The following is a 14,534-nucleotide window of genomic DNA, read 5'->3' as shown; positions in this document are numbered from 1 at the left end:
GTTCACCCTAATAAGGTAAGTCAAAGTATGCAAATAAAATATAGTGAATTAGTTGAACTTGTAAAAGGAAATAGAGAATTAAACTATAGTAGTAATAGTGAAAAGATAGATATAGCGTTAAATAGATTAATTTTTGGAGCGCCAGGGACTGGGAAAAGCTATAGAATTAGTTGTGATATAAAAAAATATAAGCTTGAGAAAAGATACGAAAGAGTAACGTTTCATCCTAATTATACGTTTAATCAATTCGTTGGGTCATATAAACCAGTTAGTAGAGTTATAGAAGGTGAAAAAAAGGTGTTTTATGAATATATACCAGGACCTTTTTTGCGAACTTTAGTAAAGGCTATGAAGGATAAGGAAAATAATTATTTATTAGTTATAGAAGAACTAAATAGAGCTAATCCAGCAGCTGTGTTTGGTGATGTTTTTCAACTTTTAGACAGAGAAAATAATGGTGAAAGTAGATATAGAATAAGTATATCAGAAGATATAAAAGATTATTTATTTGAAGAAAATTTAAAAATTGATACATTGAAAATTCCAGGGAATATGTATATTTGGGCTACAATGAATAGTGCTGATCAAGGGGTTTACCATATGGATTCGGCATTTAAAAGAAGGTGGACACCAGAATATATAGGAATAAATGAAAATAGTGAGGGAATAGAGAGTATTAAAATTATATTAAATGGAAAAGAATGTTTTTGGAATGATGTAAGAAAGAAAATAAATGAAGAATTATTGGAGAATAAAATAAATGAAGACAAGCTGATTGGAGCATACTTTTTTAGCTTAGAAGAGTTAAAGAAAGATGTGAAAGAGTTTGAAAAGATATTTATCGATAAGTTATTAGTTTATATATACGAGGATATATTGAAAAATAGAAAAATAGACTTTTTCAATGAAAATGTGATGGGAATATCTGATATAAAAAAATATTATGAAGAAGAAAAACTATTTACTTTTGATCTTTTGGCTGACACTATATTAAGCAATAAAGAAGTAGTAGAAAGTTTGTGCGAAGAGTAGTGATAATATGATGATATTTTTTAAAGAGTTGGAATATATGACTAGTTTAGAGTTTGAGAAAAAATTGCCTACTAAAAATATAGATGAATTATGGGCGTGTTTAATTAAAAAAAACATTATTAAATATAACAACAAAGAGCAATTTTGTTTTGACTATGTTGGAATAATAGCTTGGAGAGAGATTATTATTAGCATAAATCCTAAATATACGAGTTTAGGTGATAATAAGTACAGTTCTTTTAAGACTATATTTAAAATACTAAAAAAGATGTATTTAGAAAAAAGTGTTGAAAGAAATATATTTGTTGGTAGTGAATGGGCAGAAAGTAAGAAGATGAACAGTAAAATATATAATTCAATTTTAATTTTAGAAGATTATATAAGTAACGGGATATATTTTGAGGAATATAAATTAAAAATTATAAATGGAAATGGGGCTATTGATTGGGGAGATACGATAGATAGTTTAGATCCATTAGTATTTAATGGACAATATATTTATACAGAGTATTATACAGAGGAAAACATGGATGAAGAAGATAATTTTATTACAAAATTGCATTATTTTATATTAAATGATGCAATTGAATTCCTAAGAAAAAAAGAAATTATAGATATATTAGGGTATGAGATAGATATAAACTTAAGGAATATTATACAAATAGAAGATTTTATATTTTGTGCTGAAATATTGAAAAAAGAGTTAGAAGTACAATTTAAAGATAGCAAAATAAATACAATAACATACATGATTAATTATCTGGAAATGAAGAGTGTGAGTGAAGTTGATAATGAAATGTATTTTTATGGAACTCGAAATTTTAAGTATATTTGGGAAACTTTATGCTCAAGAGTTTTAAATAATGAAATAAAAAGCATTGAAGACAAGTATAAATTTGAAACACCAAAATGGGTAATTGATAATAAAGAAATGTATAATAAAAGAAATATATTAAAGCCGGATATTATGACGATGTGTGTATATGAGGGGAAAAAATATTTATTGATCTTTGATGCTAAGTATTATTGTATGAAATATGAAGATGATAAAATAAGTGCTAACCCAGGTATTTCTGATGTAACAAAACAATATTTGTATGAAACAATATGTGAAAAATATATAAAAGAAAATGATATTGACTATATATATAATATATTTTTATTTCCAAGTGAATTAGAAACTAGGAAAGTAGGTCAAGTTGAATTAGAATTTATGAAGAGTGTGAAAATAAAAGCAAATCAGATAGTTTTAATGAATATAAATGATACGGAGTTTATTGAAATATTTTCTTCTAATAAAGTTTTTAACTTTATAAAAATAATAAAGCTATTGAAAGATGTTAGATAAGTGTAAAGAATAGGGCGTTGTAAATGAAAAAAAATTATAGAGGTATTTAAGTTATCGAAATAATTAACTAATTACAACACCTGAATAGTTAGAATAAAATATAAGAATAAGAAAGCTATGCTAGAATTTAAATTTTAGCACAGCTTATTTTACTATAAAATAAAAATAATATTTATGAATATATTTAGAAAACTTTGGAACAATAGTATAGATAAATATTAAAAATAAATCCATATAATATTATAAAAGAAAATGAGGTGAAAAAATGAAATTAAGAAAAACTAAGATTATAGCTCCGTTAGGTCATTTTAAAGTTCCACTTCAAGGAAAGTTACAAAAAACATATGACAAACCACCAATTTCATCAATAGTTGGAATTCTCCAAAATTTATTTGGAGAAAATATAAATGATTTTATTTTGGGATTTACTTTTGAATATAAAAATATAAGTAAAGAGTTTAATAAAATATATAAAGAAGTTGATGGAAGAAAAAACAAATATACAGCTGGAAGAAGATTTACAGGTGATAACTTTATAACAGAACATCTAGTTGATACAGAGTTGATAATTTACACAGATATAGATAAGAAAATTATTTTAGATGAAACTTTAGTTATGGGTAAAGCAAATTATTTAGCAACATTAGTAAGTGATGAAGAAGTAAATCTTATAAATCAAAAAGCTCAAGGTTTTAATCAGTGGACAGATATGAGTATTGAAGGTGGAATGCCGGTAAGAATTAATACTTTGACTAAATTTAATTCTGATAAATGTGCATATGATTATGAAACGGAACTTGTTAAAAACAATAAAGAATTTGAATATGACAAATTTTATGATGAAGAAGAAGAACAAAACATATTCTTATGGAATTGGAAGGATGGTGAAATAAATGCAGTTAGATAGAAAAGTAATTCACTTCATAGCAAATGAAGATAGTGTAATAAATTATAACTATCAATATAAATCAATGCAAGATGCGTATAAATTAATGACTATGATAGATGCTGAAAAAACTAAAATAATTCATAATGAAGGATTTAAAGTTGAAAACAAAAGATATAAACTATTCAATTTTCATGTGTATTTTGAAGGTGCAAATTATACAAGAGAAGGAATTGAAATTAAAAAAGGTAGTGCGGTGAAGTTTACTATTAGTGGAGCAAATAAAGTTTTAAATTTATTATTCAAAGGTATTTTAAAAGCTGGAGTAATACAAATAGATAATTGTAATTTAACACTTAAATCAGTTGAAGATGATAAGAAATTTAGATTCAATAAAATAATGCTATACAAAGTTAGAAATCCAGTTGTTGAATCTATATATAATCCTGATATGAAAAAAGCAGAATTCTTAAATCCTTGTGATATGAGATATTATGAAGCATTAGGGAGAAATCTACTTAGAAAATACGAAGCAGTGTATAGTAAAAAATATGAAGGGGAATTATTCTTTGAAATAGAGGATTTCTGCAAGATAAAACAAAAGTTTATAAAAGATATACATAAAGATGGATTTGTCATAGGATTTTCAAATTTTGAAATATATATTCAAGCTGATGTAGATATGCAAAAAATAGCTTATAACTGTGGTTTAGGCCAAAATAATTCACTAGGTATGGGGCATCTTTCATATATATGTGGAAGGAATGAGTAGTTGTGAAAAGAACATACAATGTATTTGTTGATAATGGACTTTTTATATTGGCTTACTATTTAGATAAAGAAATAGAAGATATTACAGAACAAGATATAGAAGATAATATAGAAAAAATGAGTGAGAGAATATTTGATTTTACTGGATGTGAAAAGTATGCAAATTTAAAAAGTATGGTTTTTCCTAATTCGGCACTAACACAAAAAGGGAAGGGTTACAAAGAACTCTCAGAAAGTATTAAAACTTCATTTGAATTAAAAGGCACAGAAACTTGTTGTAGGTGTGGTGAAAAAAAAGTTAATATATTTAATTTAATCAATAAAACATATGTGCCAGGGATAGTTTCACTTACAATGTATAACTACTCTAATAACCTACAAGGTGTTAACATATGTTCTCATTGCTTAACTTTAACAGTATTTTCTATGCTTAATTGCAGAGTTGTGCAGGATGTTATTTTATATAATCACACAGATAATGATTTTATGTATGATTATACTGAAAAAATTCAAGTGCAAAACAATAGAGATATATCCATGAAAATAGCCAAGGATAAGAAAAATGAAGCAACAAAAGTAGACTTAATAAAAGAAATGTGGGGAATTAAAGTTAATAAATATTATAATGGCTCACTTGAGCAAGTTAGATTTAACAACATAGGTTTAGGCATGCCAACATTTGAAATAAAAGGTTTAGATTATAAAGATATAGAAATGTTTAATAAACTTAAAATCAATGGTTTGTGGGATGAATTTACTACACCGGAATATTACTTGCTTGTAAATATGCTAGAAGGAAGGCTCACAGATAGTTACATAAAAAATATTATAAAGTTTGATAAGTCTAATAATAGATTTGAGATAAAATGCAGTAAAGAATTATTAGAATTTTTAAATAAGGAGGTAAATAGATTGAATACTAAAACAATTGAATTAATAGACAAAATTTGTGATGGAGTTGTAGAACTAAAGAAAATACAAGAAAGTTATAAGACTTTAAAGTATCTGAAAGAAGGTATAAGTCCATTTGAGGATTTCCTTATAGATACTTTAGGATGTTACTTAGAGCTTACAGGTGAAAAACTATTTAATTCTGATGAATTATTAGTATTAACTAATAGAATGAAATATAGAAGTGTAAAAAATTTAATGATAGTAAAATTAATAGAAAGAATGTAGGAGCGGGTTAAATTATGATGATAAGCAATGGTACAAAAAGATTTTTAAATATAGGTTATGGTATAGAAATTATAAATGGTAGGCTTTCAGGAAGTGCATTAGATGTGGAAAAAAGCAATTCAACTAATACGACATTTGTTAAGAAGATAAACGGGAAAGGGATGCTTTCAACAGTATCTGCTAAGCATGGGCTAAAACAATTCATGGGAGAAGTTGATGGGTTAGAGCAGTCTAAAAAAGTTATGCAACCTGGTGAAAATGGAAATAAAAGTAGAATAATTTGTGATCCACATCCAGCTAAATTTGCTAATGATGATATATTTGGATATATGATGGCTACAAAAAAGGATACTATAACAGAGGAAGATTATAATGCGTTAGATGAAGCTTTAAAGGCAATGTATAGTGAAAAAGGAAAAGGAAAAACTTTAAAATATGAAAAGATTGGTTCAGGAACTATGAAAAGAAAATCAAGAATGCAAATGAGTCCAGTTGTAGCAGTTGGAAATGAAAGAGTTAATACAGAATGGTGCGTTTCAAAAGATGAAACAGGAAAAAACTTACCTTTAAATATAGAAACATATGCAGGTGTAAGTTATGGAATTGCTAATTTAAACATAGATAAAGTTGGTAAGTTTGTTGTGGCTGATGAAGATTTAGAGTTTAGAGATTATTCAAAAATAGCAGCAGAAAATTTAAATGTAAAGGATTTAGAGAATGATGAAATATTTAAAAGAATAAATTCAACTCTTAGAGCTTTAGAATACTTAGCAATACAAGGGAATCAAAATAACTATTTAACTGACACTAAACCAAAGTTTGTAATTTTAGGTGAATATTCATGGGGTAATAATGTATTCCAAGGATTAATGAATGGTAAAGGGTTAGATATAAAGATGTTAAGACAAACACTAGAAAAAAATGAAGAGTTTAGAGTAAGTGATGTATTTATAGGTGTAGATAGATTTAATGCAGAATCTTATAATGAGATTGAAGAAAGTTTAAAGGTAATAACAGAGGAGTTTGAGTTTGTAAAAGTAGATAATGTTCATAGAAGTTTTGGGGCTTATAGAGAGTTTTTAGCCAATTCACTTGATGTTACAATAGAAATTTGAATTTCACAGTAGATTTATTTTTGAGAGTACTAATTAAACTAAGTTAGATATAAAGACCGAATCGTCAATAATATTTATACAGCAACTTGGAAGTATTAATTAAACTATATTAGATTTTATAAAAAGGAGCTACAATAAAAAATGTTAGATGAAAAAAAATTGAAAGATATTCAAAATGAATGTAAGAAGTATAATGCAAAATCAATAGAAGAAGATAAAAATGTATTTGAACATAATCAAGATTTAGATGTGATAAGAAAAGAAATAAAAGAAGTTTTTGGATTAAATGAGGTAATAGAGAGAAAATTAGATTTAGCTTGCCAGCTTCATGATATAGGAAAATGTGTTAAGTATTTTCAGGATAACTTAGAAACTAAAAAGAGAACAATAAGACATGAAATTTATGGAGCATCCATTAAAGGTTTGCCTGATAATATTAAACTTGCAATCTTAACACATCATAAAGATTTAGATAAACTTAGGGAAAATATAGTAAGAAATGAGTATAAATCCGAAATGGATGAGTTAAGTGAAAAGTTTAATTTAGAATTTGAAGATATAACTCACTTTATAGATTTATGCAAAACAAGAAAAGGTAAAAAATTAGTTACTGATTTAGATAATATAATTTTAAAAGGGTTATTGAACTATTGTGACCATATGGCATCAGCTGGAATAACTACAATAGACAAAGGATTAGATACAATAAATAAATTTGAAATTCAAGGTAAACCTAACTCCATTCAAAGAGAAGTTATAGCATTAAAAGAAGAAATTGATATATTAATTATGGCTATGACAGGATTGGGAAAAACTGCAACTTCAATGTTTTGGAGTGATATAGTTCAGAATACAGATAAGAGTAAAAGAATATACTACATACTTCCATATACAGCTAGTATAAATTCACAATATAAAGATATGAATGAAATGGGGTTAAGTGTAGCAATGCTACATAGTAAAGCTGAATATTTTTTAGGCAAGTATAAAGATGATTTTACAAAAGATGATTATAAGGCGTTTAAGAAAAGTACGAAGCAAATTAATATTTGTACTATATTTCAATTAGTTAAAGCTATGTTTGGGTGTAAAAGATTTGAAATGTTACTGGCTCAAATGAAAAATTCAATATTTATAGTGGATGAAATTCATTGTTTTGATATGAAAGAGTTAAGTTATATATTAGAAATGTTAAAATGGCTTAAAGAAAATTTAGGTGCAAGTGTATGTATTATGAGTGCTAGTATTCCGACCTGTCTACAAGAAGTTATTAAAGAAAGGTTGGGAATAACTAAATTTATAACTGCTGATAAAAAAGATTTAAGAATAAGGCATAAAATTCATAGAGTAAGAAAAACTATTTTAGATGATTTAGATAAAATAGAAAAATGTTTAGAAGAGGGAAAGCAAGTGATTTTATGTGTAAATAATGTTGAAACTTCACAAGAGTTATATGAAAGGTTTTCTGTGAAATATCAAACTAAATTAATACATGGTAGATTTAATACAAGAGATAGAGAGGTTGCAGAACAAGGATTAAAAACTAATAAATTACTTATAGGAACACAAGCAATAGAAGTTTCACTTAATATAGATTATGATGTAATGTTTACTGAAATAGCTCCATGGGATGCTTTGCTACAAAGGTTTGGAAGAGTAAATAGAAAAGCTGAAAAAGACATAGCGGATATATTTGTTTATGATAATATTAAGACTATTTATGATGAAGTTTTGATAGAAAATACAGATAAAGTAATAAGCGAAGTTATAGAAAAAGATTCTAGTATAATTTTAGAAGAAAAAGTTAATTATTATCTTGATAAAGTATATAAAGAGTTTAACTGGGATGAGTATAATAAATATATAGAATATTTTGATTTACTAATAAAAGGTTTAAAAATTGGTTCTTATAATTCTGATGCTACAGATGATATGTGTGGATCAGAAACTATAAGTATATTACCAAAGTGTTTATATACAGAATTTAAAGATTTAATTAAAGAAAAGAAATTCCTTGAAGCTGAATCATTAAAAGTTAATGTAAGAAAAGTTAAAAAGTTTGTAGATAAGGATTTATTCACTTATGATACAGAGAATTATATTTATATAGCCAATTATAAATATGATAGTAAAACTGGACTTAAATTCGATGGAAATATATAAGATAATTTTGCATAAAAGCAATTTGCAGTAGACCTATTTGGGGATAAAAGCAATTTGAAACTAGTCATATCAATGCTTTAGAGGGTGTTTTTAGGAAGATTCAAAAATAGGACCGGCGGTCTACTGCAAAGGGAACTTGGAAAATACAAATTTAGGTACTACAAATGGCTTGAAATAGTCAAAAAAGCGCTAAAAATTTTGGGTATTAATTTAACTATATTAGATATAAACCTTGTAATTATTGATGAATTTAAAGTATTTTTATCAAGTATTAATTTAACTATATTAGATATAAACAGTTTAGATGAGCAAACAGATGTATTAGAAAACTCAGGTATTAATTTAACTATATTAGATATAAACTTTTTAAATCCAGCTAGATAACAAATTAAACCTCCGAGTATTAATTTAACTATATTAGATATAAACATATAGATATAAGGTTCGATTCAAACATCTAGTTTCGTATAAATTAAACTATACTAGATATAAATTATAAAATTATAAAAGTGAGTATAAATTAAACTATATTAGATATAATTATTATGGATTTTTGGAAATAGAGATTTGTAATTGATAGGAAGAAGGTGAATTTAAAAAGTTCATCTTCTTTTTTATCTAAATGCAAAATATTAAAAAATAATGATTAATCGTTAAAATAATAATAATTATAAAATAATTTTACTATACTTATTAATAAGCAATATTTAAAGGGTGTTATTTTGATTATATTTTTAGAGTACATTCTATATTTTTTCATTTATTCTTTTCTTGGTTGGTGCTGTGAGGTTATTTACTGTTCTGATTTTGAGAAGAAGGAGTTTGTGAATAGGGGCATGCTAAAGGGGCCAGTCTGTCCTATTTACGGAGTTGGTTCTTGTATTCTTATTTTTTCCATTTACAGGTTTAGTGAGAATATTTTATTAGTATTTTTTCTTGGGATTCTTATTACTTCTATTATTGAGTATTTTACGTCTTTTGCTTTAGAAAAGTTATTTAATGCTAGGTGGTGGAATTACAGTACATATCCATTAAATATTAATGGTCGTATCTGTCTTTTAAATTCTGGTATGTTTGGTATTATGGTAGTTTTTCTTATAAGGTATGTTCATAAAGAAATTGAGGGTATTATTTCTGGGATAAGTGATAATACTTTATTTATAGTAGCTATTATTTTACTTGTGATTTTTATCTATGATTTTATTTGTAGTGTTAAGAAACTTAGGGTATTTAATTCTAAGTTAGATGAGATTAGAGATTTAAATATAGAGCTTAAAAAATACAATATAAGTTTAAGAGATAGGTTAAGTGGAAAGCATGATTTTGAGTTTGATAAAAGAAAACATGATTTAAAAGAGAAGATAAATAAAATCAAAGCTTCATTTAAGTATGAAAAAAGGATATTAAAAGCTTTTCCAAGACTAGAGCATAAAAAATATGGTGAGGAAGTTAAAAGTATTAGAAGTTATTTTAGATGTAAAAATAAAAAATAGTGAGATAGATTAAAGTGATTTATAGAGGGGTGAATTTTGTGTGTTTAAGAGTGGGGATAGATGCTGGTTCTACAACTGTTAAGCTAGTTGTTTTAGATGATAAAGATAATATTATATATAAGAGTTATAATAGACATTTTTCTAAGATACGAGATGTAATTTTATCTGAGGTAGATAATATTAAAAGTATAGTAGAAAATCAAGAGTTTAAACTTGCTATAACAGGTTCTGCTGGGTATGGAATTTCAAGGGAAACTGATATTGATTTTGTTCAAGAAGTTTTTGCTAGTACTCTTGCGATTAAAAAAAGACTTTCTAATATAGATGTCGCTATTGAACTTGGTGGTGAGGATGCAAAGATAATCTTTTTGACTGATGGTTTTGAGGAGAGAATGAATTCTAGCTGTGCTGGGGGAACTGGTGCATTTATAGATCAGATGGCTCATCTTATGCATGTTACAAACAAAGAGCTTGATGATTTAAGTTTAAAGGCAGAAACTATTTATCCTATTGCTTCAAGATGTGGAGTTTTTGCTAAGACAGATATTCAGCCTCTTCTAAATCAAGGTGCTAAAAAAGAAAATATCTCTGCTAGTATATTTCAATCAGTTGTAGACCAAACTGTGGGAGGTCTTGCACAAGGGAGAGAGATAAAAGGAAATATACTATTTCTTGGGGGACCTTTGTATTTTTATAAAGGTCTTAGAAAGAGATTTAGAGAAACTTTAAATCTTGATGAAAAGACAGGAGTGCTTGAAAAAGATGCACAGATATTTGTGGCACTTGGGAGTGCTATATATGCAAAAGATAGTGAGAAGATGTATTCTTATAAAAAACTTACTGAGCTTTTGAATGATAAATCAAAGCTTAGAAAAACAACTGATATAGTTCCATCACTTTTTAACTTAGAAGAGGATTATATAAAGTTTAAAGAAAGACATGATAAAGCAACAGTAAATTATAAAGATATAAAAGAATATAAAGGAAATATATTTCTTGGTATAGATGCAGGGAGTACAACTACAAAGCTTATTCTTATTGGTGAGGGTAAAGAAATTTTACATACGTATTACTCATCAAATAGGGGGAACCCAATAGAGGTTATAAGAGATGAGCTTACTCATATATATAATTTGCTTGATGATGATAAAAGAATTATTTCTTCATGCGTTACAGGGTATGGAGAGGAACTTATAAAGTCAGCTTTTGGAGTTGATTTTGGGATAGTAGAAACAATAGCACATTTTAAGGCTGGGGCATTTTTTAATCCTGATGTAGACTTTATCTTAGATATAGGTGGGCAGGATATAAAGTGTTTTAAGATAAAGAATAAGATTATTTCAAATATAATGCTTAATGAGGCATGTTCTTCTGGTTGTGGGTCTTTTATAGAAAGTTTTGCAGGACAGCTTGGATATAGTGCTAAAGAGTTTGCTAAAATGGGGCTTTTTGCAAAGAATGTTGTGGACCTTGGTTCAAAATGTACAGTGTTTATGAATTCATCAGTTAAACAGGCACAAAAAGAGGGGGCTACTATAGATGATATATCAGCTGGACTTTCTATTAGTGTTGTTAAGAATGCTTTGTATAAGGTTATAAGGATAAGTGATGCTAAAGAGCTTGGGGAGAATATACTTGTTCAGGGTGGAACAATGCATAATGATGCAATTCTTAGAAGTTTTGAACTAGAGCTTGGTAGAGAAGTTATAAGATCAAGTATTGCAGGACTTATGGGGGCATATGGTGCAGCACTTTATGCTATAGAAAATCAAAATATTAAAACATCATTTATTAGAGAAGAGGAGCTTAAAGACTTTACTCATAAATCATCTGTAACAAGGTGTGGAATTTGTACTAATAGATGTAATCTTACTATAAATACTTTTAATGGTGGAATAAGATTTATATCAGGTAATAGATGCAAAAGACCAGAGGGAAAAAAGAATCAAGGTGATATAAAGAGTATATATGCTTATAAGTATAAGAAAATAAGAGAATATAATTCAAAAGAAGAAAGAAAAGATAAGGTAGGTATTCCTTTAGTTATGAATATGTATGAGTTTTTACCTTTTTGGAGTAAGTTTTTTGAAAGTTTAAATATACAGGTAGTTTTATCAGATGATTCTACAAGAAAGCTGTATACAAAAGGACAACATACAATTCCATCTGATACGGTATGTTATCCAGCAAAACTTGCTCATGGACATATAGAAAGTCTTTTAGATAAGGGGATTAAGAATATATTTTATCCATGTATGAGTTATAACTTAGATGAGGGGCTTGCTGATAATTGTTTTAATTGTCCTGTGGTTGCATATTACCCAGAACTTTTAAATGCAAATATGAAAGTGTTAGAGAATAAGAATTTTATAATGCCATATTTAGCATTGAATGATAAAAAACTTTTAGCAAAAGAATTATACAGTTCACTTAAACATATTTTTGATATTAAATTAAAAGATGTTAAAAAAGCAGTTGAGCTAGGATTTGAGGAATATAATTTATATAAAAATAATGTTCGAGATGTAGCTAGGGAATATATTGATTTTGCTAGAGAAAATAACAAGAAGATTATAGTTTTAGCAGGAAGACCATACCATATAGACCCAGAGGTTAGTCATGGAATTGATAGGGCTATAGCAGAACTTGGAGTGGTTATAATATCAGAGGATTGTTTAAGTAGCACAGATGATATAGCACAGGTTAATATTCTTAATCAATGGACTTATCAAGCAAGGCTTTATAGTGCGGCTAAAAGAGTTGCAAGAGAGACAGATATGGAGTTTATACAGCTTGTATCATTTGGGTGTGGGACAGATGCAGTTACAGCTGATGAGGTGAAAGAAATTTTAGAGAAGAGTGGAAAGATATACACGCAGATAAAGATTGATGAAACAAGTAATCTTGGTGCAGCAAAAATTAGGATAAGAAGTCTTTTAGAGGCTATAAGGGAAAAGGATGGTGAGGGTATTGAAAAGTAGAAGGTATCCAGAGTTTACAAAGAAGATGAAAGAAGATTATACAATAGTAGCTCCAACAATGCTTCCTATACATTTTAAAATAATATCTAAACTACTTGGTGAATATGGCTATAATCTTGAATTTTTTGAAGGAGATTCACAAACTGCTTTAAAAGAGGGGCTTAAAACTGTGCATAATGATATATGTTATCCTGCTATGATAGTTATAGGGCAACTTATACATGCAATCAAAAGTGGTAAGTATGATAAAAATAAAACTGCGTTTATAATTACTCAGACAGGTGGAGGGTGCAGGGCATCAAATTATATTCATTTACTTAGGAAAGCACTTAAAGACAATGGATTTTCTAGTGTACCTGTAATTTCTTTAAATGGTTCAGGACTTGAGTCACATTCAGGATTTAAGTTATCACCTATACTTCTTTTAAAACTTGTTAATGTAATGTTTTATGGTGATGCACTTATGTATATATCTAATCAGTGTAAAAGTTATGAAAAAGTAAAAGGTAGTACTATAAAAGTAGTAGATAAATGGATTGATATAATTGCAGAAAAATCTAAAGATATTAGTGTGTTTAAGAGTGATAAGATATATAAACTTATGTTAAGTGATTTTTCTAGGATAGAACTTATTAAAGAAGAAAAAATTAAAGTTGGAATTGTAGGGGAAATTTATATGAAGTATTCTCCACTTGGAAATAATAAACTTGAAGAGTTTCTTCAAAATGAAGGGTGTGAGGTTGTGATGTCTGGAGTTTGTGATTTTTTTATGTATTGCCTTGCAAATTCACAGGTAGACAATAAGCTTTATGGAATGAATAAAAAATCAAAGAATATTACAAGGATAGGTTATAATTATTTGGTTATACAGCAAAAAAAAATGATAAAGGCTATTATAAAATATAGTGATTTTAAAGCGCCAACAAAGTTTGAAACTGTAAGAAGTTATGCTAAAGGTTATATAAATGAAGGTGTCAAAATGGGTGAAGGGTGGCTTATGACAGCTGAAATGTTAGAACTTATAAAAGATGGAGTTAATAATATAGTTTGTGCACAGCCTTTTGGATGTTTGCCTAATCATATAGTTGGAAGAGGCATGGTTAGAAAAATTATGAGCACGTATAAAAATGCTAATATAGTTGCAATAGATTATGATCCATCAGGAACAAAAGTTAATCAAGAAAATAGAATAAAACTAATGTTGTCTAATGCAAAAATGAATAAAGTTTTAGATGTATAAAAATGGCTTAATTAGAAATTAGGCTATTTTTTTTGTATTATTTTAGGTTTACATAAGTTTTTAGGGAAATTTTGTATATATAAAAGGTTTTTTTAGTATATATATAGAATATATTAGCTTTAGGGGTGATGTTAGTGAAGATAGTAATAGGAAGTATATTAATTTTAATATTACAGCTGCTTATGATTGTATTTGGAGCTGGTATTTACTTTAGTATTTGGACTAATCCAATAGGAGTTCTAGGATTAATTTTATTTACAGTATCGGTAGATGTGATAACTGTATTATTTATAATAGATAAATTTTTTTATAGGGTAAGTTAGGTG

At 27.3% G+C, this 14,534-nt stretch carries 11 protein-coding genes and 1 CRISPR repeat array; all 11 genes read left to right on the top strand.

Going from position 1 to position 14,534, the window contains the following annotated elements; genetic code table 11:
- Nucleotides 1-1,032 (top strand): AAA family ATPase (locus Q0V24_RS10125; protein ID WP_297521057.1); only part of this gene is annotated, 1,032 nt, incomplete at its 5' end.
- Between the two features lie 7 nt (nt 1,033-1,039).
- Nucleotides 1,040-2,380 (top strand): LlaJI family restriction endonuclease, encoded by a 1,341-nt coding sequence (locus Q0V24_RS10120; protein WP_297521055.1) that lies wholly within the window; start codon nt 1,040-1,042, stop codon nt 2,378-2,380.
- Nucleotides 2,381-2,645: 265 nt separating this feature from the next.
- Entirely contained in the window at nt 2,646-3,287 is a 642-nt protein-coding gene (cas5, locus tag Q0V24_RS10115) for a CRISPR-associated protein Cas5 (protein WP_297521053.1), read from the top strand.
- Complete coding sequence (cas6, locus tag Q0V24_RS10110) at nt 3,274-4,038, top strand: CRISPR-associated endoribonuclease Cas6 (protein WP_297521051.1); 765 nt, start codon at nt 3,274-3,276, stop codon at nt 4,036-4,038. Before cas5 ends, cas6 begins: the two co-directional genes overlap by 14 nt.
- A gap of 2 nt (nt 4,039-4,040) precedes the next feature.
- Nucleotides 4,041-5,216: a hypothetical protein gene (locus Q0V24_RS10105; RefSeq protein WP_297521049.1), complete on the top strand. Its 1,176-nt coding sequence runs from the start codon at nt 4,041-4,043 to the stop codon at nt 5,214-5,216.
- Between the two features lie 14 nt (nt 5,217-5,230).
- On the top strand, nt 5,231-6,331 hold the full coding sequence (locus Q0V24_RS10100; protein ID WP_297521047.1) for a DNA repair protein: 1,101 nt from the start codon (nt 5,231-5,233) through the stop codon (nt 6,329-6,331).
- A gap of 141 nt (nt 6,332-6,472) precedes the next feature.
- Complete coding sequence (cas3, locus tag Q0V24_RS10095) at nt 6,473-8,494, top strand: CRISPR-associated helicase Cas3' (protein WP_297521044.1); 2,022 nt, start codon at nt 6,473-6,475, stop codon at nt 8,492-8,494.
- 201 nt (nt 8,495-8,695) lie between these two features.
- Nucleotides 8,696-9,035: direct repeats of the CRISPR family, unit length 28 nt; unit sequence GTATTAATTTAACTATATTAGATATAAA.
- Between the two features lie 181 nt (nt 9,036-9,216).
- Nucleotides 9,217-9,987, top strand: coding sequence for a putative ABC transporter permease (locus tag Q0V24_RS10090; protein WP_297521042.1), 771 nt, complete (start codon nt 9,217-9,219; stop codon nt 9,985-9,987).
- Between the two features lie 38 nt (nt 9,988-10,025).
- The gene (locus Q0V24_RS10085) at nt 10,026-12,968 is read left to right on the top strand and encodes an acyl-CoA dehydratase activase-related protein (protein ID WP_297521040.1); all 2,943 of its coding nucleotides are present in this window, start codon (nt 10,026-10,028) and stop codon (nt 12,966-12,968) included.
- 25 nt (nt 12,969-12,993) lie between these two features.
- Nucleotides 12,994-14,208: a 2-hydroxyacyl-CoA dehydratase gene (locus tag Q0V24_RS10080; protein WP_297521059.1), complete on the top strand. Its 1,215-nt coding sequence runs from the start codon at nt 12,994-12,996 to the stop codon at nt 14,206-14,208.
- A gap of 134 nt (nt 14,209-14,342) precedes the next feature.
- Entirely contained in the window at nt 14,343-14,531 is a 189-nt protein-coding gene (locus tag Q0V24_RS10075; RefSeq protein ID WP_297521038.1) for a hypothetical protein, read from the top strand.
- Nucleotides 14,532-14,534 lie beyond the last annotated feature (3 nt).

It is taken from the genome of uncultured Clostridium sp., assembly GCF_947039605.1.
GTDB lineage: Bacteria > Bacillota > Clostridia > Clostridiales > Clostridiaceae > Sarcina.
This window is presented reverse-complemented; position numbering and strand designations above follow the sequence as displayed.